This is a genomic window from Microbacterium sp. C5A9 (genome assembly GCF_022627955.1).
Classification (GTDB): Bacteria; Actinomycetota; Actinomycetes; order Actinomycetales; family Microbacteriaceae; genus Microbacterium.
Genome location: NZ_JABXGD010000009.1, coordinates 60833 through 81536, shown reverse-complemented (window position 1 = coordinate 81536; position 20704 = coordinate 60833). Strand labels below are relative to the sequence as shown.

Annotated in this window: 18 protein-coding genes; 16 read left to right on the top strand and 2 right to left on the bottom strand. The window is 67.7% G+C overall.

Annotated features, from left to right (window positions below):
* Positions 1-33: 33 nt before the first annotated feature.
* The 6 genes from gcvP (at position 34) to HWD99_RS16545 (ending at position 8927) form a co-directional block, all read left to right on the top strand.
* Positions 34-2862 (top strand): aminomethyl-transferring glycine dehydrogenase, encoded by a 2829-nt coding sequence (gene gcvP / locus HWD99_RS16570; protein WP_241797407.1) that lies wholly within the window; start codon positions 34-36, stop codon positions 2860-2862.
* Positions 2863-3087: 225 nt separating this feature from the next.
* A complete protein-coding gene (locus HWD99_RS16565; protein ID WP_241797287.1) occupies positions 3088-4725 on the top strand; it encodes an ABC transporter substrate-binding protein in 1638 nt (545 codons plus the stop codon).
* Positions 4726-4827: 102 nt separating this feature from the next.
* Positions 4828-5754, top strand: a complete 927-nt coding sequence (locus tag HWD99_RS16560) for an ABC transporter permease (protein ID WP_241797286.1) — start codon at positions 4828-4830, stop codon at positions 5752-5754.
* The gene (locus tag HWD99_RS16555) at positions 5747-6691 is read left to right on the top strand and encodes an ABC transporter permease (protein WP_241797285.1); all 945 of its coding nucleotides are present in this window, start codon (positions 5747-5749) and stop codon (positions 6689-6691) included. The genes HWD99_RS16560 and HWD99_RS16555 overlap by 8 nt, the downstream gene beginning before the upstream one ends.
* Positions 6688-8361, top strand: coding sequence for an ABC transporter ATP-binding protein (locus tag HWD99_RS16550; RefSeq protein ID WP_241797284.1), 1674 nt, complete (start codon positions 6688-6690; stop codon positions 8359-8361). Before HWD99_RS16555 ends, HWD99_RS16550 begins: the two co-directional genes overlap by 4 nt.
* A gap of 2 nt (positions 8362-8363) precedes the next feature.
* Positions 8364-8927 (top strand): PH domain-containing protein, encoded by a 564-nt coding sequence (locus HWD99_RS16545; RefSeq protein ID WP_241797283.1) that lies wholly within the window; start codon positions 8364-8366, stop codon positions 8925-8927.
* Positions 8928-8952: 25 nt separating this feature from the next.
* Here the strand turns inward: HWD99_RS16545 and HWD99_RS16540 are convergent, their stop codons facing one another.
* Complete coding sequence (locus HWD99_RS16540) at positions 8953-9738, bottom strand: CPBP family intramembrane glutamic endopeptidase (protein ID WP_241797282.1); 786 nt, start codon at positions 9736-9738, stop codon at positions 8953-8955.
* Between the two features lie 101 nt (positions 9739-9839).
* Between HWD99_RS16540 and typA the strand changes: the two genes are divergently transcribed.
* From typA to HWD99_RS16520, 4 genes are all read left to right on the top strand, one after another.
* Positions 9840-11753 (top strand): translational GTPase TypA, encoded by a 1914-nt coding sequence (typA, locus tag HWD99_RS16535; RefSeq protein WP_241797281.1) that lies wholly within the window; start codon positions 9840-9842, stop codon positions 11751-11753.
* Between the two features lie 170 nt (positions 11754-11923).
* Positions 11924-12805 (top strand): phospholipase, encoded by an 882-nt coding sequence (locus HWD99_RS16530; RefSeq protein ID WP_241797280.1) that lies wholly within the window; start codon positions 11924-11926, stop codon positions 12803-12805.
* Positions 12806-12942: 137 nt separating this feature from the next.
* Positions 12943-13956, top strand: coding sequence for a glutaminase A (gene glsA, locus HWD99_RS16525; protein WP_241797279.1), 1014 nt, complete (start codon positions 12943-12945; stop codon positions 13954-13956).
* A gap of 33 nt (positions 13957-13989) precedes the next feature.
* Positions 13990-15621 (top strand): MFS transporter, encoded by a 1632-nt coding sequence (locus tag HWD99_RS16520; protein WP_241797278.1) that lies wholly within the window; start codon positions 13990-13992, stop codon positions 15619-15621.
* 9 nt (positions 15622-15630) lie between these two features.
* Here HWD99_RS16520 and HWD99_RS16515 read toward each other — a convergent pair whose 3' ends face one another.
* On the bottom strand, positions 15631-16179 hold the full coding sequence (locus HWD99_RS16515) for a helix-turn-helix domain-containing protein (protein WP_241797277.1): 549 nt from the start codon (positions 16177-16179) through the stop codon (positions 15631-15633).
* Positions 16180-16272: 93 nt separating this feature from the next.
* On the opposite strand from HWD99_RS16515, the gene HWD99_RS16510 reads away from it, so the two are divergent.
* The 6 genes from HWD99_RS16510 to HWD99_RS16485 all read left to right on the top strand — a co-directional run bounded on the left by HWD99_RS16510 (position 16273) and on the right by HWD99_RS16485 (position 20704).
* Entirely contained in the window at positions 16273-16980 is a 708-nt protein-coding gene (locus HWD99_RS16510; RefSeq protein ID WP_241797276.1) for an AzlC family ABC transporter permease, read from the top strand.
* On the top strand, positions 16977-17291 hold the full coding sequence (locus HWD99_RS16505; protein ID WP_241797275.1) for an AzlD domain-containing protein: 315 nt from the start codon (positions 16977-16979) through the stop codon (positions 17289-17291). Before HWD99_RS16510 ends, HWD99_RS16505 begins: the two co-directional genes overlap by 4 nt.
* A 61-nt stretch (positions 17292-17352) precedes the next feature.
* On the top strand, positions 17353-17793 hold the full coding sequence (locus HWD99_RS16500) for a histidinol dehydrogenase (RefSeq protein ID WP_241797274.1): 441 nt from the start codon (positions 17353-17355) through the stop codon (positions 17791-17793).
* Between the two features lie 9 nt (positions 17794-17802).
* Positions 17803-18123 carry a ferredoxin gene (fdxA, locus tag HWD99_RS16495; RefSeq protein ID WP_050721431.1) on the top strand — a complete coding sequence of 107 codons (321 nt, stop codon included), beginning with the start codon at positions 17803-17805 and terminating at the stop codon, positions 18121-18123.
* Positions 18124-18126: 3 nt separating this feature from the next.
* Positions 18127-19239, top strand: a complete 1113-nt coding sequence (gene dapC / locus HWD99_RS16490; RefSeq protein WP_241797273.1) for a succinyldiaminopimelate transaminase — start codon at positions 18127-18129, stop codon at positions 19237-19239.
* A gap of 145 nt (positions 19240-19384) precedes the next feature.
* Positions 19385-20704, top strand: a complete 1320-nt coding sequence (locus tag HWD99_RS16485) for a citrate synthase (protein ID WP_241797272.1) — start codon at positions 19385-19387, stop codon at positions 20702-20704.

The following is a 20704-nucleotide window of genomic DNA, read 5'->3' as shown; positions in this document are numbered from 1 at the left end:
CACATCGGAACCACCGCAGCCGCCCAGCGTCAGATGCTCGACGCGCTGGGCGTCGCGTCGGATCTCGAGGACTGGAGCCCTGTCGAGGCGCTGATGCGCCAGGCGGTGCCCGCCTCGATCTACACCGCCGCGAACGATGACTCCGTGATCCCGCGCGCCGCCAGCGAGACCGAGGCCCTCGCCGAGCTGCGTGCGCTGGCCGCGCGCAACACGGTGAACCGGCCGATGATCGGTCTCGGGTACTACGGAACCATCACCCCCCAGGTGATCCAGCGCAACGTGCTCGAGAACCCGTCGTGGTACACGGCGTACACGCCGTACCAGCCGGAGATCTCGCAGGGGCGTCTCGAGGCGCTCATCAACTTCCAGACGATGGTGGCTGAGCTCACGGGGCTCTCCACCGCCAACGCGTCGATGCTCGACGAATCCACGGCGGTCGTCGAGGGGATGCTGCTCGCCCGTCGTGCGTCGAAGACCGGCTCGAACGTGTTCGCGGTCGACGCGGACGCCTTCCCGCAGACGGCGGCGCTCCTCGCGGCGCGCGCCGAGGCGGTCGGCATCGAGCTCGTGACCGTCGACTTCGCCGCAGGCGAGGAGCTGCCCGCCGAGCTGTTCGGCGTGTTCGTGCAGTATCCCGCGGCGTCGGGACGCGTCTGGGATCCGAGCGCCGTGATCGACGCGGCACACGTCGCAGGCGGTCTCGCGGTGGTCGCCGCCGATCTGCTCGCGCTGACGCTCATCGCGTCGCCCGGGTCGCTCGGTGCCGACGTGGCGGTCGGTACGACTCAACGCTTCGGCGTGCCGATGGGATTCGGCGGCCCGCACGCGGGCTACATGGCGGTTCGTGCAGGTCTCGAGCGTCAGCTTCCCGGTCGTCTCGTCGGCGTCTCGGTCGACGCCGACGGCAGGCCCGCGTACCGACTGTCGCTGCAGACGCGCGAGCAGCACATCCGCCGCGAGAAGGCGACGAGCAACATCTGCACCGCCCAGGTGCTCCTCGCCGTCATGGCATCGATGTACGCCGTGTACCACGGCCCCGAAGGGCTCCGTGCGATCGCCGCGGAGGCAGCGGCGAAGGCCGCGCTGCTGCGTGACTGGCTCACGGACGCGGGTGTCGAGGTCGTGCACGACGCGTTCTTCGACACGATCCGCGCTCGCGTGCCCGGGCGCGCCGCCGAGATCGTCGAGGCGGCTCATGCCGACGGCATCCTGCTGCGCGCGAACGATGCCGACACCGTGAACATCGCCGTCGACGAGACGACCACGGTCGCCGACCTCCACCGCGTCGCCCAGGTGTTCGGCGGCAAGCGCGAGCGCGCATTCGGATTCTTCGGCATCGGCGCGGCCGGCGCCCTGCCCGAGGCTCTCCACCGGCAGGACGAGTACCTCACCCACCCGGTGTTCCACGCGCACCGCAGCGAGACCGCCATGATGCGGTACCTGAAGAGCCTCGCGGATCGCGACTACGCGCTCGACCGCGGCATGATCCCGCTCGGCTCCTGCACCATGAAGCTTAACGCCGCCACCGAGATGGCGTCGATCACGTGGCCGGAGTTCGCGGGCATCCACCCGTTCGCCCCGGCATCCGACGTGGCCGGGTATCTCGACCTCGTCGACCAGCTCGAGGCCTGGCTGGCCGAGGTGACCGGGTACGACGCGGTGTCGCTGCAGCCCAACGCGGGCTCGCAGGGCGAGCTCGCCGGTCTCCTCGCGATCCGCGGCTACCACCTGGCGAACGGCGACGATCAGCGCACGGTGTGCCTGATCCCGTCGTCGGCGCACGGCACGAACGCGGCATCCGCCGTCCTCGCGGGCATGAAGGTCGTGGTCGTCGCGTGCGACGAGCTCGGGAACGTCGACCTGGCCGACCTCCGCGCCAAGATCGACGCCCATGCCTCCGAGCTGTCGGCGCTGATGATCACGTACCCGTCGACGCACGGCGTCTACGAGCAGGACGTGGTCGAGATCACGTCCGCCGTGCACGGCGCGGGCGGTCAGGTGTACGTCGACGGCGCGAACCTCAACGCGCTCCTGGGCTACGCCCGGTTCGGAGATCTGGGCGGCGACGTCTCGCACCTGAACCTCCACAAGACGTTCGCGATCCCGCACGGCGGTGGGGGACCCGGAGTGGGACCCGTCGCCGCGAAGGCGCACCTCGCACCCTTCCTGCCCTCGCATCCGCTCGCGCAGCGGGCCGAGCACGCCGGGGGATTCGTCTTCGAGGGCGGTCCGGTCTCGGCGGCTCCCTACGGGTCGGCGGGCATCCTCCCGATCTCCTGGGCGTATGTGCGCATGATGGGTGCCGACGGGCTCCGGCACGCGACCGCTGCCGCGGTGCTGTCGGCGAACTACATCGCCGCTCGCCTCGGCGAGCACTATCCGGTGCTGTACGCGGGTGAGAACGGACGGGTCGCGCACGAGTGCATCCTCGACCTGCGTCCTCTCAAGGAGGCGACCGGCATCACGGTCGACGACGTCGCGAAGCGCCTCATCGACTACGGCTTCCACGCGCCCACCATGTCGTTCCCCGTGGCGGGGACGCTGATGGTCGAGCCCACGGAGTCGGAGGATCTCGGAGAGATCGAGCGGTTCATCGAGGCGATGATCATGATCAAGGCCGAGGCTGATGCCGTCGCCGCCGGCCGGTGGCCTGCCGACGACAACCCTCTCGTCCATGCGCCGCACACCGCGGTCTCGCTGATCGCGGGGGAGTGGAACCACGCCTACACGCGCGAGGACGCCGCCTACCCGGTGCACGCCCTCGTCGCGGGCAAGTACTGGCCGCCGGTGCGTCGCATCGACCAGGCCTACGGCGACCGGAATCTGGTGTGCGCCTGCCCGCCGATCGAGGCCTTCGCCTGAGTCGGCCAGCGCCGAGAGGCGGCGTCGTGTCCCACCCGGATGCGGCGCCGTCGCTCGTTTCCGTGCATTTCCGCATGTTTCCGCGAGATTACAGATGGTCACCACTGAGTAACAGTTCATTAGCCGAGTGCGTCGACCGCTGAGACCCGGGTTACGCTCAACTATCCCTACGCGTTCGATGATGAGCGCGCAGTCTGATGAATACCCGTCCACAGGAGGACACTAGTGAAGCGCAACAAGATCGCCCTTGCGGGCACCGCGCTGTTCGCGATCGGCGCCCTGGCGCTCGCGGGCTGCGCGAGCGGTGGCAACGGCAACGACGACAGCGGCAGCGCCGGCGGCGATGTCAACGCGGATGCCATCATCACGACGAACGGATCGGAGCCGGAGAACCCGCTCATCCCCACCAACACCAACGAGGTGGGTGGCGGAAAGATCCTCGACGAGATCTTCGCCGGTCTGATCTACTACGACGCCGACGGCAAGCCCGTCAACGACGTGGCTGAGGAGATCACGACCGAAGACCCTCAGAACCTCACCGTCAAGATCAAGGAAGGCCTGACCTTCACCGACGGTGAAGAAGTCACCGCCGACAACTTCATCAAGGCGTGGAACGAGGGCGCGAAGCTCTCGAACGGCCACCTCTCCAGCTACTTCTTCGAAGACATCGAGGGCTTCAGCTACGAGGAGGACTCGGAGCTCACCGGTCTGCAGCAGGTCGATGACTACACCTTCACGATCGCGCTGAACAAGCCCGCGTCCGACTTCGCTCTGCGTCTCGGCTACTCGGCGTTCTACCCGCTGCCCGATGTCGCTTTCGAGGACATGGACGCATTCGGTCAGAACCCGATCGGCAACGGCCCGTACATGATCGACGGCGACGACGCGTGGCAGCACGACGTGCAGATCGACCTCGTCCGCAACGACGACTACGACGGCGGCCGCAAGGCAGCCAACGGCGGCCTGACGATCAAGTTCTACGCGACGCAGGAAGCGGCGTACGCCGACCTGCTCTCGAACGAGGTCGACGTCATCGACGCGATCCCGACCAACTCGCTCGCCGTCTTCACCGACGAGCTCGGCGACCGCGCCGTGAACCAGCCTTCGGCTGTCTTCCAGTCGTTCACCATCGGCCAGTTCCTCCCGCACTTCAGCGGCGAAGAGGGCCAGCTGCGTCGTCAGGCGCTCTCGATGGCGATCAACCGCGAAGAGATCACCGAGACCATCTTCTCGGGCTCGCGCACCCCGGCCTCCGACTTCACGTCGCCGGTCATCGACGGCTGGTCCGACTCGGTTCCCGGCAGCGAGGTCCTCGACTTCGACCCCGAGAAGGCGAAGGAGCTGTGGGCCGAGGCCGACGCCATCGCCCCGTGGGACGGCGAGTTCAAGATCGCGTACAACGCCGACGGCGGGCACGACGCCTGGGTCGACGCGGTGAGCAACAGCATCAAGAACACGCTCGGCATCGAGGCTTCGGGCGACCCGTACCCGACCTTCCAGGACCTGCGCACCAAGGTGAACGACCGCACGATCACCACCGCCGCACGTTCGGGATGGCAGGCCGACTACCCGGGTCTGTACAACTTCCTCGGACCGCTCTACGCGACCGGTGCAGGCTCCAACGACGGTGACTACTCGAACCCCGAGTTCGACGACCTCATCAAGGCCGGTATCAGCAACCCCGACGCCGACGCGCAGATCGAGGACTTCACCAAGGCGCAGGAGGTCCTGTTCCAGGACCTTCCCGCGATCCCGCTGTGGTACTCGAACGTGACCGGTGGCTTCAGCGAGAACGTCGACAACGTGACGTTCGGCTGGAACTCGGTTCCGCTGTACTACGAGATCACGAAGGCCGGCGAGTAAAGTCTGACGGCACTTCACCTGTGAGGCGGTGACGATTCTTCGTCACCGCCTCATAGGCTGTGTTCGCCTCACTTTCTTTCCCCTCAAAGAAGGGACAAGCGGATGCTCGGTTACATTCTGAGACGTCTTCTGCAGGTGATCCCGGTCTTCTTCGGAGCCACCCTGCTCATTTACTTCCTCGTGTTCGCCATGCCCGGCGATCCGATCCTCGCCCTGTTCGGCGACAAGACCCCCAACCCCGCGGTCCTCGAGCAGCTGCGCGAGCAGTACCACCTGAACGACCCGTTCATCGTGCAGTACTGGTACTACATCACCGGTGTGTTCCAGGGAGACCTCGGCACGACCTACTCGGGTCGCCCGGTCTCGGCGGTCCTCGCCGCGACGCTCCCCGTCACCGGACGCCTCGCCGTCATGGCGATCGCGATCGAGTTCGTGCTGGCGATCATCATCGGAACGATCTCGGCGCTGCGCAAGGGCAAGCTGTTCGACAACGTGTCGCTCGTCATCGCCCTCGTCGCGATCGCGATCCCGATCTTCGTCGTCGCGTTCCTCGCCCAGTACTTCCTGGCGATCCAGCTCGGCTGGTTCAAGCCGACGGTCGGAGCGGACAACGACTGGGGCGGTCTGTGGCTACCGGCGATCGTCCTGGGGTTCAGCCTATATGCGGTCAGCATGCGCCTGATGCGCAGCTCCGTCATCGACACGCTCAACCAGGACTGGGTGCGCACCGCGTACAGCAAGGGACTGTCGCGCAACCGCGTGCTTCCCGTGCACGTGCTGCGCAACTCGCTGATCCCCGTTATCACCAACTCCGCGACGAACTTCGGCGTGCTTCTCGTGGGAGCGACCGTCACAGAGGGCATCTTCAACGTGCCCGGTGTCGGCAACACGCTGTTCCAGGCGATCCAGCGCGGCGAGGGACCCACGGTCGTCTCGTTCGTGACGGTGTTCGTCATCCTGTACGTGTTGGTGAACCTTCTCATCGACCTGCTCTACGGTCTGCTCGACCCGAGGATTCGCTATGCCTGATCCCACCAACCAGAAGCACTACGTCGCCCCGGTCGAGACCGAGTCGATCGCCGTCGATGCCGTTCGCATCTCGGACAAGCCCAGCAACCTGTGGAGGGACGCCTGGTTCGACCTGCGTCGTCGTCCTCTGTTCTGGTTCTCGATCGCCCTCGCGGTCTTCTTCCTCGTGATGGCGCTGTGGCCGACTCTGTTCACCGCGACGCCGCCGAACGCCGACTGCCAGCTGGCCAACAGCAACGGCGGACCGGCAGCGGGGCATCCGCTCGGGTTCACGTTCCAGGGCTGTGACATCTACGCGCGTATCGTGTGGGGATCGCAGACCTCGCTGGCGGTCGGCCTGATCGCCACCGTGATCTCGTCGGTCCTCGGCCTGATCATGGGTGCTCTCGCCGGTTTCTACGGCGGCTGGCTCGACGGCCTGCTGTCTCGCATCGGCGACATCTTCTTCGCGATCCCGTACATCCTCGCGGCCGTCGTCGTGATGACCGTGTTCCGCGATGCCCGCTCGGTGTGGACACTCGCATTCGCCATCGGCGCGTTCGCCTGGGCATCGACGGCGCGCGTCGTGCGAGCCGAGGTGCTCCGGGTGCGGCAGGCCGACTTCGTGATGGCGTCGCAGGCGCTCGGTCAGTCGAAGTTCAAGATCCTCCTGAACCACGTCGTCCCGAACGCGATCGCACCGCTGCTCGTGGTGTCGACGCTCGGCCTCGCCGCAGCGATCGTCGCCGAGGCGACCCTGTCGTTCCTCGGAGTCGGTCTCGGCAGCGACGTCATGTCGTGGGGTAACGACATCGCGAAGGCTCAGGCCTCGCTGCGCGTCGCCCCGATGGCGCTCATCTATCCGTCGATCGCCCTGACCCTCGCGGTGCTGGCGTTCGTCACCCTGGGCGAGCTCATCCGAGACGCCCTCGACCCGAAGGCGAGGGCACGCCGATGAGCGAGCGCATCACCGAACAGGTCCCGCTGCTGAGCGTTCGCGACCTCACCGTCGCGTTCCGCACGCAGGAAGGTCTGCGCGAGGTTCTCCACGGAGTGAGCTTCGACATCATGCCCGGCGAGACCGTCGCGATCGTGGGGGAGTCGGGTTCCGGCAAGTCCACGACGGCCACGGCGATCGTGAACCTGCTTCCGGGCACGGGTCATGTCACGGCAGGGTCGATCACCCTCGACGGTCGCGAGCTCACGACGCTGAGCCGTCGTCAGATCGAGGCGGTGCGCGGGCGGGACATCGGCTTCGTCCCGCAGGACCCGATGTCGAATCTGAACCCCGTGTGGAGCATCGGCTTCCAGGTGAAGGAGGCGATCCGCGCGAACGGGATCGCCCAGGGCCGGGACGCCGCCAAGGCGCGGACGATCGAGGTCCTGCAGCAGGCCGGGCTCGCCGACGCCGAGAAGCGTCTGCACCAGTTCCCGCACCAGTTCTCGGGCGGCATGCGTCAGCGTGCGCTGATCGGGATGGGCCTCGCGGCCGACCCGAAGCTGCTCATCGCCGATGAGCCGACCTCGGCTCTCGACGTCACGGTGCAGCGGGTGATCCTCGATCACATGGCCTCGCTCACGCGAGACAAGGGCACCTCGGTGCTCCTGATCACGCACGACCTCGGCCTCGCGGCCGAGCGCGCGGACAAGATCATCGTGATGAACGGCGGGAACATCGTCGAGGCGGGACCGAGCCGGCAGATCCTCGAGGATCCGCAGCACCCGTACACGAAGCGTCTCGTCGCCGCTGCGCCCAGCGTGGCGTCGCAGCGCATCCAGGCCGTGGTCGAGGACCGGGGCATCGAGACGCTCGAGGACCTCGCGGCCATTCCGCCGACGGTCCGCGTCGCGGGGCTCACCAAGGACTACAAGATCCGTCAGGGGAACTTCCGCAGCGAAGCGTTCCGTGCGGTCGACGACGTGTCCTTCGAGATCCCCCGCGGCAAGACCCTCGCCCTCGTGGGCGAGTCGGGTTCGGGCAAGTCCACGGTCGCGAAGATGGTCCTCAAGCTCGAGGAGCCCACCAGCGGCACCATCGAGATCGACGGCCAGGACGTGTCGAGGCTGTCGAACGCGCAGGCGTTCGGTCTGCGTCGGCGCATGCAGCCGGTCTTCCAGGACCCGTACGGCTCGCTCGACCCGCTGCGCAACATCGGCAACACGATCGCCGAGCCGATGCAGATCCACGGCGTCGGCGACCGTGCATCGCGTCGCGAGCGCGTCGAGGAGCTCCTCGACCAGGTCTCGCTGCCGCGCGTGCTCGCGACCCGGTACCCGAACGAGCTCTCGGGCGGACAGCGTCAGCGTGTGGCCATCGCGCGTGCGCTCGCGCTCAAGCCCGACATCATCGTGCTCGACGAGGCCGTCTCGGCACTCGACGTGCTGGTGCAGGATCAGGTGCTGCAGCTGCTCGCCGAGCTGCAGTCGGAGCTCGGACTCACGTATCTGTTCATCACGCACGACCTCGCTGTCGTCCGCGTGTCGAGCGACCTCGTGTGCGTCATGGAGAAGGGCAAGATCGTCGAGCAGGGCACTGTCGACGAGATCTTCGCGAACCCCCAGCAGGAGTACACGGATCGTCTGCTCAAGGCGATCCCGGGTGCGTCGATCACCCTCGGCGGTCACTGAGAGTGAGCGCCGACCCTCGACCGGAGGCCGCACGGACATTCCGTGCGGCCTCCGGGCCTGTCTCCCTGGTCCTGTGCTCGCTGCTCGCGATCTTCCTTCTCGGTGACGCCGTCGTGCGAGCCGGCTGGGGACAGATGCTCCTGCTCGCCCCGTGGGTCCTTCTCGGGCTCTGGGTGGTCTACGAGATCGCGTTCGTGTCGGCCGTGCGCGTCGACGGCGAGGGCGCGGTCGTCCAGAACATGCTGCGCCGCACGTCGTTCGGCTGGAGCCGAGTGCGCGACATCGACCTCCGCTGGCAGCTGCTCTTCTCCCTCGACGACGGCTCCGATGTCTCGTGCTACGGAGGTCCCGCGCGAGCTCGTCCGGTGCGTCGTCCGGCCCGCGGCGACGAGGAGGCCAAGGCGCCGAGCGGTCTTCGCGATCTCACCGAGATCCGCGATCGGTGGGAGGCCGCGCCCCGCACGGCGGATGCTCCGATCCGCCGCACCTGGGACTCGCAGGCGCTCATCGCGCTCGGGGTCATCGTGCTCTGGGCCGTGGCATCCGTACTCATCGCCAACGGCTGAACGCCTGGGTGTGCTGCGCGCCGTGTCAGTCCGGAAGGCCGAACAGCGCGGGGAACGCACTCGCCGCCCAGGGGTAGCCGACGAACACGGTCGCGTCGATCAGGAAGTGCGCGACCAGGAACGGCATCAGCCGACCACTGCGCTGGAAGAGCCAGCCGAACAGTAGACCCATCGCGAGATTGCCGATGAAGGCGCCGGGCCCCTGATACAGGTGATAGCTCGCACGCAGCAGCGACGTCGTGATGATGATCGTCCAGGGACTCCATCCCAGCTGCCTGAGCCGTGCGAAGAGGTAGCCGAGTACGACGAACTCCTCCTGCAGCGCCGCTCGCGCCGCCGCGAGCAGCAGGATCGGCACCGTCCACCAGTGGGCGTCGAGCCCCGCGGGATTGACCGCGACGAACAGACCGAGTGCCCGCCCGGCGAGGTAGAGCCCCAGCCCGGGTATGCCGATCACGGCGACGAGGAGCACGCCCCGTCCGATGTCGGATGCCGTCTTGGTGCCGTCGAGACCGAGCCTCCCCAGGTGCGGACGGGACGACTGCCAGAGCAGGAAGCACACGAGCAGCACCGGCACGAGCGAGAAGCCGATCGAGAGGACCTGGTAGATCAGGTCGAAGATCTCGCGATCGCTGCGCGACGGGTTCAGCGTCGCCGTCTGATCGGCGAGGGGCGTGTCATCGGTCAGTCGGTAGGCCAGCTGCACGATCGCATAGATCGCGGACTGACCCAGACCGAGGGCCAGCACGATCGCGATCTCCCACCACAGTCGGGTGCGCGACGGGGCGGATTCGGCGAACGGCGAGGTCACGATCCCGATCGTACTTCGACTGCTCAGGAACCCGCCGTGCACGTACGGTAACCTGGAATGTCGGCTTCCCGGCAAAAACCCACACTCTTTAGGACACTTGCATGGCGCACGCCCTTCGCTCTGACCTCCGTAACGTCGCAATCGTCGCGCACGTCGACCACGGTAAGACCACCCTCGTCGACGCGATGCTCCGCCAGACCGGCTCGTTCGGTGAACACGCCCACGTCGACGAGCGCGCGATGGACTCGAACGATCTCGAGCGCGAGAAGGGCATCACGATCCTCGCCAAGAACACGGCGATCACCTACAAGGGCAAGCACGCTCAGGGCAAGGAGATCACGATCAACGTGATCGACACCCCGGGCCACGCCGACTTCGGCGGTGAGGTCGAGCGCGGCCTGTCGATGGTCGACGGCGTCGTGCTGCTCGTCGACGCCAGCGAGGGACCGCTGCCGCAGACGCGATTCGTGCTGCGCAAGGCGCTCGAGTCGAAGCTGCCCGTCATCCTGCTGGTCAACAAGACCGACCGTCCCGACGCCCGTATCGCCGAGGTCGAGGAAGAGGCGCACGATCTGCTGCTCGGTCTCGCATCCGACCTCGTCGACGATGTGCCCGACCTCGACGTCGACGCACTGCTCGACGTTCCCGTCGTCTACGCATCCGGTCGCGCCGGCGCCGCCTCGCAGAACCGTCCTGCCGACGGCTCGCTGCCCGACAACGACGACCTCGAGCCGCTCTTCGAGGCGATCCTCGAGCACGTCCCCGCCCCGGCGTACGACGACGAGCACCCGCTGCAGGCCTGGGTCACGAACCTCGACTCCAGCCCGTTCCTCGGCCGCCTCGCCCTGCTGCGCGTCTTCAACGGCACGCTGAAGAAGGGTCAGACCGTGGCGTGGGTCCGCGCCGACGGCACCACCAGCAACGCGCGCATCACCGAGCTGCTGAAGACCCGTGCGCTCGAGCGCTACCCGGCCGACTCGGCAGGCCCCGGCGACATCGTCGCCATCGCCGGCTTCGAGAACATCACGATCGGTGAGACCATCGCCGACCCCGAAGACGTCCGCCCGCTTCCCGCCATCACGGTCGACGACCCCGCCATCTCCATGACGATCGGCACGAACACGTCGCCGCTCATGGGCAAGGTCAAGGGGCACAAGCTCACCGCGCGCATGGTCAAGGACCGTCTCGACAAGGAGCTGATCGGCAACGTCTCGCTCAAGGTCGTCGACATCGGACGCCCCGACGCGTGGGAGGTGCAGGGTCGCGGCGAGCTGGCTCTGGCGATCCTCGTCGAGAACATGCGTCGTGAGGGCTTCGAACTCACCGTCGGCAAGCCGCAGGTGGTCACGAAGAAGATCGACGGCAAGACCTACGAGCCCTTCGAGCACCTGACGATCGACACGCCGGAGGAGCACCTCGGCGCGATCACCCAGCTTCTCGCGAACCGCAAGGGCCGCATGGAGAACATGACCAACCACGGCACCGGATGGGTGCGCATGGAGTTCATCGTCCCGTCGCGCGGTCTGATCGGCTTCCGCAGCGAGTTCCTCACCACGACGCGCGGTACCGGTATCGCCAACGCGATCTCCCACGGCTACGAGCCGTGGGCGGGATCCATCACGACCCGTCAGAACGGATCGATCGTCGCCGACCGCCAGGGTGTCGTCACCCCGTTCGCGATGATCGCCCTGCAGGAGCGCATGTCGTTCTTCGTGCAGCCCACGCAGGAGGTCTACGAGGGCATGGTCATCGGCGAGAACTCGCGCGCCGACGACATGGACGTGAACATCACCAAGGAGAAGAAGCTCACCAACATGCGTGCGGCGAGCTCCGACACCTTCGAGTCGATGACGCCCCCGCGCCAGCTGACGCTCGAGGAGAGCCTCGAGTTCGCGCGTGACGACGAATGCGTCGAGGTCACGCCCGAGGTCGTCCGCATCCGCAAGGTCAACCTCGACGCGAACACGCGTGCACGCGAGACCGCCCGTCTGAAGCGCCAGGACGCCAACGCCTGAGTGCCACCACGGCCGCCTTCGAGAAGGGGTCCTGCATCGCCTGAGAGCGGTGCAGGACCCCTTTCTCATGTTTCACCCAGGTCAGATGTTGCAGAATCGTTACCTTGCGCCTGGGGCCGACTCCCGATGAGGGTCCTGTGACGGGCGTACGACGACCCGAAAGTCGATTCATGCTTCATAACTCCCGTGCGCTTCGGCGCGCCTCCGACGCGGCATCCGCTCGAGCCGCGGTGAACTCCCGCCGGTCCCGGTGGGTCCTCGGCTCGGTGACCGGTGGTGTCATCGGCCTCGCCCTGACCGTCGGAATCGTCGCGGCGCCGGCCGCGGGTGCCGAGCTGCCCGATGCCGTCGACCATGTGACGGCACTGGTCACCGGTGCGGACCCACTGCACAAGACCGTCGACGACTCGGCGATCACCATCAAGCTCGCCAAGGACGCGATCGCGGCCGCCGATGCGAAGTCGGCAGAGGTCGCAGCATCCGGATTGGACCTCGCGGGCGCTCCTGCGGCGGTCGAGACGCAGGACCTCACCGCCTGGATCGGGCAGCTCGCTGATCGCGACGCGCTGAGCGACCGCGAGCTCACGAGCCTGACGGCATACACCGTCACCGGAACCGAGGCGGTCGTCGCCGAGACGGCGGCACTGCAGTCGTCGTACGACGCGGCCCAGCAGGCCAAGGCCGCAGCCGAGCAGGCGGCGGCCGAGGCCGCGGCGGCCGCAGAGGCGCTGGCGCAGGCGAACACCGTCGACGGAGCGAAGGCCACCGCCCGCAGCATGGCGTCGAGCCAGTACGGCTGGGGCGACGACCAGTTCTCCTGCCTGAACTCGCTGTGGACGAAGGAATCGGGCTGGAACTACCAGGCCTACAACTCCTCCGGCGGGGCGACGGGTATCCCGCAGGCGCTCCCCGGCAGCAAGATGGCGTCCGCCGGCAGCGACTGGCAGACGAACGCGGCGACCCAGATCTCCTGGGGTCTCGGATACATCTCGTCGGTCTACGGCACCCCCTGCAGCGCGTGGGGGCACTCGCAGGCGACGAACTGGTACTGATCGACTGACCGACGCAGCCGCTCGCGCGGCGGCGCTCGAGAGTCACAGAGACGGCTCCCTGCCCTAGGCAGGGGGCCGTCTCTGGCGCTACGGTGAGCGGAAGATGGCTGGGGCGTCGTCGACCCTGAGGAGGACGAGTGGAACCCGCTGTGCTCACCGACATCACGCAGAACGTCTCGACCGGGTCGCTGCCCGGCTGGGAGCGGGTCGACGAACTCGTGCGCGAGGCGCATCGTCGCTATGCGGATGAGCGGAGCGGCACCGTCGCCGATTACATCCCCGTGCTCGCCGAGGTCGATCCGGAGCTCTTCGGCCTCGCGCTCATCGAGTCGAACGGCGGGCTGCACGACGCCGGCGACGCACTCCACAGCTTCTCGATCCAGTCGATCTCGAAGATGTTCGTGTACGCGCTCGCGATCCAGGAGCACGGTCACGCGCGAGTGCGGGAGCTGGTCGGTGTGAACAATACCGGCCTGTCGTTCAACTCGGTCATGGCGATCGAGCTGAACGGCGGCCACCCCATGAACCCGATGGTGAATGCCGGCGCGATCGCCACGACGGCGCTCATGCCCGGGACGACCTCCGTCGAGCAGTGGGAGCGCCTCCGTGACGGACTCTCCGCCTTCGCCGGGCGACCGCTCAGCCTCGATGGGGTCGTGTACTCGTCCGAGGCCGAGACGAACGACCGCAACCGCGCGATCGGGCGCCTGCTGCGCAGCTACGGCCGCCTCGAGGGGGAGCCCGACGAGGTGGTCGACGTCTACACGCGTCAGTGCGCGCTCAGCGTCACCGCCCATGACCTGGCGGTGATGGGCGCGACTCTCGCCGACGGCGGAGTGAACCCCGTGACCGGGGAGCGCGTCGTGTCCGCCGATGTCTGCCGCGACACGCTCGCCGTGGTGGCCTCGACGGGGCTGTACGAGCGTTCGGGGGAGTGGCTCTTCGAGATCGGCCTCCCGGCCAAGTCCGGTGTGGCGGGCGGCATCGTCGCGGTCTCGCCGGGAAAGGGGGCGGTGGCCGGATTCTCACCGCGTCTCGACCCTGCGGGCAACTCGGTGCGGTCGCAGCTCGCGATCGGACATCTCTCGCGATCGCTCGGTCTGAACCTCTTCGCCTCGGCCCCCGTCACACCGGACGCCCTTCACCGCTGAGCCCATGCAGAGCCCGATTCAGAGGACATGGCAATGACCCACACTTCCACTGTCTCCCCGTCCACCAAGGCGTCCTGGATGCCTCTGGTCAGTCTGTTCCTCGCCCAGGTGCTGATGTCGTTCAACGTCGCAGCGCTGCCGATCTCGCTGGGTGGCATCGTCAGCGAGTTCGGTGTGCCGCCGACCGTCGCGAGCACCACGATCGTCATGTACGGACTGGCGGTCGCCGCTCTCGTGATGACCGGCGCGAAGCTCGGACAGCGGGTGGGGTGGGTGCTCATCTTCCGCATCGTGATCGGTCTCTTCGCCGCATCGGCCGTGTTCATGATCGCGGCGCCGAGTGTCGGATGGGCGATCGCCGGTCAGGCCGTCGCCGGTGCCGCGGCGGCCATCATCGTGCCCTCGATCGTGGCGCTGATCGCCGAGAACTATCGCGGTGCGCAGCAGGCCACCGCGATCGGTGCGATCGGATCGGCGCGCGCCATCTCGGGCGTCACCGCCTTCCTGATCGGCGGTACCCTCGGCACGCTCGTGGGATGGCGTCCGATGTTCTTCATCGTGTTCGGCATCGCCGTGGTCGTCTTCGCCTTCAGCTTCACTCTCCGCGGTGATCGCGGCGACGCGTCGATCCGCATCGACCTCGTGGCATCGCTGCTGATCGGTGCGGCGATCGTGCTCCTGACTCTCGGCTTCAACAACCTCAACGGGTGGGGCGCCGTGGCGGCGACGGACGCCGCGCCCTTCAGCGTGCTCGGGTTGTCGCCTGCCCCGATCTTCATCGTCGTCGGCATCGTGCTCGGTCAGATCTTCTTCGTGTGGACGCGCAGGCGCATGGCCGAGGGCAAGGTGCCGCTCATCGACCTCAGCGTGCTCGACTCGTCGAAGGAGAGGGCCGCCGTCTACGCGATGTTCATCGTGGTCGCTCTCGAGGCGTGCGTGAACTTCACGATCCCGCTGTACATCCAGATCGTGCAGGGACGCACGCCGTTCGACACCTCGTTGGCCATGATGCCGTTCAACCTCACGGTGTTCATCACGGCGACGCTGGTGGTCCGGTTCTACAAGCGGTATCCGCCGCGGGTGATCGGGATCTTCGGGTTCATCCTCACGACCGTCGCGCTCGTGTGGCTGTCGTTCGTGGTGAACAACAACTGGGAGACCCTTCCGACCATCCTCGGCCTGGTCGTCTTCGGCGTCGGACAGGGGGCGCTGGTCACCCTGGTCTTCAACGTCCTCGTGACATCGGCTCCCGCAGAGCTCGCCGGGGACGTCGGCTCGCTGCGTGGCACGACGCAGAACCTGGCCTCTGCGGTGGGAACCGCGCTCGCCGGTGCGCTGCTCGTGTCGCTGCTGGGTCTGAGCGTCGGTCGGGCGGTCGTGGAGAACCCCCAACTGCCTCCGGAACTGGTGGCGCAGGTCGATCTCGACGCCGTGAACTTCGTCAGCAACGACGATCTCCGCGCTGCCCTGGAGCTGACCGATGCGACGCCGGCGCAGGTCGACGCAGCGGTCGCGGTGAACGAACAGGCTCGACTCGGCACGCTCCGGCTGGGCCTGCTCCTCCTCGCGGGCATCAGCGCGGTGGCGATCCTGCCCGCGTCGCGGCTGCCGCGCTACAAGCCGGAGGAGATCCCCGACCCCTCGCCCGCCCGGGAGGGCGAGTGAGGTCGAGCGTCAGCGCAGTTCTGAGATGAGGACGGCGCTGGTGCCGGGTTCGGTCGCCTCGAACACGTGCGGCGCGTCGCCGGGATACGAGAGGTAATCGCCGGGGTTCAGCAGCACGGGATCGCCTGCCGGTCCGATGCGGGCCTGACCGGAGACGAGGATGACGTGCTCCGTCGTCCCCGCGTGATGAGGCTCCGACCGTCGCGGGTCACCGGGCTCGGCCTGGATCAGGTAGACGTCCCGCCGCGCCCCGGGAGGGCTCGCGGACAGAAGCGTGGCGCTGTACGCCGCGGCGGCGGACGGGACGCCCGCGATGGCGTCGGCGCGGATGAGGGTGGGTGCGCTGGACTGCTGATCGACGAGGACCGCGAACGGAACGTCCAGCGCGACGCCCAGCGCCCACAGTGTCTCGACGCTCGGGTTGCCGTACCCGGACTCCAGCTGAGAGACCGTCGCCTTCGAGATTCCGGCCCGGCGGGCGAGCTCGGAGACGGAGAGCGCTTTGGCCTCGCGCTCCCGGCGAAGGGTGCGTGCGATGCGGGTTCGGAGTTCCTCCATGTGTTCATCATGTCAAACGATCGTTCGCTTGACTATCCGCATTGAGGTGTTCAGAATGATGACCATGTGTTCACTTCATCGAACGGTTCGGCGGTGAGCGCCGAGCGCGAGGTCTGGCGCGAGGCGCTCGGCGTCGTACTCGCGACGAGCGCGTACGGTGTGTCGTTCGGCGCGCTCGCGGTCGCCTCCGGACTCGATGTGTGGCAGACCTGCGTTCTCAGCCTGCTGATGTTCACCGGCGGCTCGCAGTTCGCGTTCGTCGGCGTCTTCGCCGCGGGGGGAGTGGCTGCCCTTCCCTCCGCCATCGCGTCGGCCGGGCTGCTCGGGGTGCGCAACGTGGCCTACGGCATGCGCATGTCGCCGATCGTGGGCACGTCCCGTGCTCGGCGTGTCGTCGCCCCGCACTTCACGATCGACGAATCGACCGCCGTCGCGATCTCGCAGGGGGATCCGCGACTGCGACGGGTCGGCTTCTGGGTGACCGGCATCGGGATCTTCATCGGATGGAACGTCACGACCCTGATCGGCGCGCTGGTGGGAGACGTGCTCGGCGACCCGAAGACCTGGGGGCTGGATGCGGCCGCTGCCGCCGCCTTCCTCGCCCTGCTGTGGCCCCGTCTCAAGGAGCGCCAGGCGATCGCCGTGGGGATCGCGGCGGCCGTGGTGGCCGCCGCGCTCACGCCGTTCATCATGCCGGGCCTGCCCGTGCTCGTCGCCGCGCTCGTGGCGATCGTCGTGGGCTGGTTCGACTGGTGGGGTCGAGATGTCGATGCCGAGACTGCCGAGGGGAAGGCGCCATGAGCGTGTGGAGTGCGGTGCTGCTCGCCGCCGTCATCTGTCTCGCCCTCAAGGCGGTGGGGTACCTGGTGCCGCCGACGCTGCTCGAGGAGCCTCGTCCTGCTCGCGTGACGGATCTGCTCACCGTCGCCCTGCTGGCGGCGCTCGTCGCCGTTCAGACGCTGGGCGCGGGGCAGGCGGTGATGGTCGACGCGCGGGTTCCCGCGCTGCTCGTCGCTGCGGGACTGCTGTGGCTCCGGCAGTCGTTCCTCGTGGTGGTCATCGCGGCGGCAGTCGTCGCGGCGCTGCTCCGTCTGCTCGGGCTCGCCGCCTGAGGCGGCCGGCGACGGCGCCCCGGGTGCGCGGCGGCGAACCGGTCGCGCGTAGGATCGTCTCGTGCGTATCGGATGGATCTCCCGGGTGCTCTCCTGGATCGCCGCGGCCCTGGTCGGCGGCGTCTTCGGTGTCGCGGGCACCATCGGTCACAGCCTGATGTGGGGCCCTGTTCCGGTCGGACTCATCGTGGGTGCTGTGGCGTGCGGGGCGATCCTCGTCGCGATCCGCTCGCTCACGCACGATCGCGGGGCGACACTCGCCGCAGGGCTCGGCATGGTCGGGATGCTCGTGCTCATCTCCGGTGTCGGTCCCGGTGGCTCTGTCGTCGTGCAGGACACCCTCAGCGGTCGGATCTGGATCTATCTCGTCGCGGGACTCGTGCTCCTCGCCGTGGCGTGGCCGTCGCTCTCGCGGCTGCAGGTCCAGACGACGACCGCGCGAGACGCCTCGTCCACCCCGACGGGCGCGCCTCGGGGAGATGATGGCGGCCGCGAGCCGTAGACTGAGGGGGTGACGTATGTGATCGCCCTTCCGTGCGTCGATGTCAAGGACCGCGCCTGCATCGACGAGTGCCCCGTTGACTGCATCTACGAGGGCGAACGCTCGCTGTACATCCACCCCGACGAGTGCGTCGACTGCGGCGCCTGCGAGCCCGTGTGCCCCGTCGAGGCGATCTACTACGAGGACGACCTCCCCGAAGAGTGGCAGGACTACTACAAGGCCAATGTCGAGTTCTTCGACGAGGTGGGCTCTCCCGGTGGCGCGGCAAAGGTCGGCGTCATCGCGCACGACCACCCGATCATCGCCGCTCTGCCGCCTCAGGGCGAGTAGCCCGTGAGCGTCCGCGACCTGGCCGACTATCCGTGGGATGCGGTCGTCCCCTACCGTGAGCGCGCCGCACAGCATCCGCAGGGGATCGTCGATCTCTCGGTCGGGTCGCCGGTCGATCCCACGCCCGAGCTGATCCGCAAGGCCCTGTCCGAGGCGACCGACGCGCACGCCTACCCGCAGACCGTCGGCACGCCGGCGCTGCGCGAGGCCATCGTCGACTGGTACGCGCGCCGCAGGGGCGTGCCGGATCTCACTGTCGCCAATGTCCTCCCGACCATCGGCTCCAAGGAGCTCGTGGCCCTCCTTCCGACTCTGCTGGGCCTGGGCGAGGGCGACATCGTCGTGCATCCGCGCATCGCGTATCCGACGTACGAGGTCGGAGCACGCGTCGTCGGCGCCACACCGCTCGCGGCTGATGACCCGGCGGAGTGGCCCGAGGGCGCGAAGCTCATCTGGATCAACACCCCGGGGAACCCGGACGGTCGCACCTGGACCGTCGACGAGCTCTCTGCCGCGGTGCGTCGTGCACGCGAGATCGGGGCCGTGCTCGCCAGCGACGAGTGCTACGCCGAACTCGGCTGGGACGGTCCCTGGGCGAGCGAGCCGATCCCGTCGATCCTCGATCCCCGCGTCACCGACGGCAGCCGCGCGAACCTGCTCAGCGTCTATTCGCTGAGCAAGCAGTCGAATCTGGCGGGCTACCGGGCGGCGTTCGTCGCGGGATGCGCGCGCATCGTCGGCGAGCTGCTCACCGCTCGCAAGCATCTGGGCCTGATGCCGCCGGAGCCCGTGCAGCACGCGATGGCCGTCGCCCTCGGCGACGACGAGCACGTCGCCTCGCAGAAGGAGCTGTACCGCGAGCGGCGCGACATGCTGCGACCGGCGCTGGAGGCCGCGGGGTTCCGCATCGACGGCTCCGAGGCGGGTCTCTACCTCTGGGCGACGGAGGGCCAGGAGGCGTGGGCGAGTATCGCCCGTCTCGCCGACCTCGGCATCCTGGCGGGGCCCGGTCCGTTCTACGGGGCGTCCTCGAGCCGGCACGTGCGGCTGGCGCTGACCGCACCGACGGAGCGGATCGCTGAGGGCGCACGCCGACTTCGGGAACAGGCCCTGTAGGTTCCCTCCTCGCAGGGGGAGTTCTTTTGTCTGATGTCACAGTAGGCCGGTGTGCCTACTAGGCTGTAAAGGCGATTCGGTCGTGTATCGATGATCTCGATTCGGCCCGGCGCGCAGCGCCGCGACATCGCCACATCCGGCTTTGATGAACATCCACGAGGAGGCCCGCGTGAGCGCAGCGGCAGAGCAGCAGGCGACGGCGAAGCTGACGATCGGTGAGACGACCGCGGAGTTCCCGCTCGTGCGCGGCACGGCAGGGCACGACAGCATCGACTTCTCGACGCTGACCCGCCAGACCGGATACACCGGACTGGACTACGGGTTCGTCAACACCGCATCCACCAAGTCCGAGATCACGTTCATCGACGGCGACAAGGGCATCCTGCGGTATCGCGGCTACCCGATCGAGCAGCTCGCGGGCAACACCAGCTACCTCGAGGTCGCCTGGCTCCTCATCTACGGCGAACTGCCCTCTGCGGCAGAGCTGGCCGAGTTCGACGAGAAGATCCGTCGGCACACGCTGCTGCACGAAGACCTGAAGCGCTTCTTCTCGGCACTGCCGCACACGGCGCACCCGATGTCGGTGCTCTCGTCCGCCGTGGCCGCGCTGTCGACCTACTACGAGGGTCAGACCGATCCGCACAACCCCGAGCACGTCGAGCTGAACATGATCCGCATGCTCGCCAAGCTGCCGGTCATCGCCGCGTACGCGCACAAGAAGAGCGTCGGCCAGGCCTTCCTCTACCCGGACAACTCGCTCGGCTTCGTCGAGAACTTCCTCAAGCTCAACTTCGGCGTGCACTCCGAGGAGTACCAGGTCAACCCGGTCATGTCCAAGGCCCTCGAGCTCCTGCTGATCCTCCACGAGGACCACGAGCAGAACGCCTCGACCTCGACCGTGCGCCTCGTCGGATCGACCGGTGCGAACCAGTTCGCCTCGATCTCCGCGGGCATCCAGGCGCTCTCGGGACCACTGCACGGTGGCGCGAACGAGGCCGTCCTCACGATGCTCGGACAGATCCGTGATTCGGGGCAGAGCGTCTCGCGCTTCGTCGACCGAGTGAAGAACAAGGAAGAGGGCGTGAAGCTGATGGGCTTCGGCCACCGGGTCTACAAGAACTACGACCCGCGCGCCAAGCTCGTCAAGGAAGCCGCCGGAGAGGTTCTCGCCGAGCTCGGCGTCACGGATCCGCTGCTCGACCTCGCGCAGGAGCTCGAGGAGATCGCTCTCGCGGACGACTACTTCAAGGAGCGTCGCCTCTATCCGAACGTCGACTTCTACACCGGCGTGATCTACAAGGCGATGGGCTTCCCGACTCGCATGTTCACCGTGCTGTTCGCGATCGGCCGCCTGCCCGGCTGGCTCGCCCAGTGGCGTGAGCTGCAGCTCGACCCGCAGACCAAGATCGGCCGCCCTCAGCAGCTCTACACAGGGTCTCCCGAGCGCACCTTCCAGACCCGCTGA

Excerpts from the sequence above, each read along its gene's own strand:
- HWD99_RS16520 (WP_241797278.1), top strand. The coding sequence starts at position 13,990 with ATGACCCACACTTCCACTGTCTCCCCGTCCACCAAGGCGTCCTGGATG.
- HWD99_RS16485 (WP_241797272.1), top strand. The coding sequence starts at position 19,385 with ATGAACATCCACGAGGAGGCCCGCGTGAGCGCAGCGGCAGAGCAGCAG.
- HWD99_RS16530 (WP_241797280.1), top strand. The coding sequence starts at position 11,924 with ATGCTTCATAACTCCCGTGCGCTTCGGCGCGCCTCCGACGCGGCATCC.
- typA (WP_241797281.1), top strand. The coding sequence starts at position 9,840 with ATGGCGCACGCCCTTCGCTCTGACCTCCGTAACGTCGCAATCGTCGCG.
- HWD99_RS16550 (WP_241797284.1), top strand. The coding sequence starts at position 6,688 with ATGAGCGAGCGCATCACCGAACAGGTCCCGCTGCTGAGCGTTCGCGAC.
- HWD99_RS16555 (WP_241797285.1), top strand. The coding sequence starts at position 5,747 with ATGCCTGATCCCACCAACCAGAAGCACTACGTCGCCCCGGTCGAGACC.
- HWD99_RS16505 (WP_241797275.1), top strand. The coding sequence starts at position 16,977 with ATGAGCGTGTGGAGTGCGGTGCTGCTCGCCGCCGTCATCTGTCTCGCC.
- HWD99_RS16515 (WP_241797277.1), bottom strand. The coding sequence starts at position 16,179 with ATGGAGGAACTCCGAACCCGCATCGCACGCACCCTTCGCCGGGAGCGC.
- HWD99_RS16560 (WP_241797286.1), top strand. The coding sequence starts at position 4,828 with ATGCTCGGTTACATTCTGAGACGTCTTCTGCAGGTGATCCCGGTCTTC.
- gcvP (WP_241797407.1), top strand. The coding sequence starts at position 34 with ATGCTCGACGCGCTGGGCGTCGCGTCGGATCTCGAGGACTGGAGCCCT.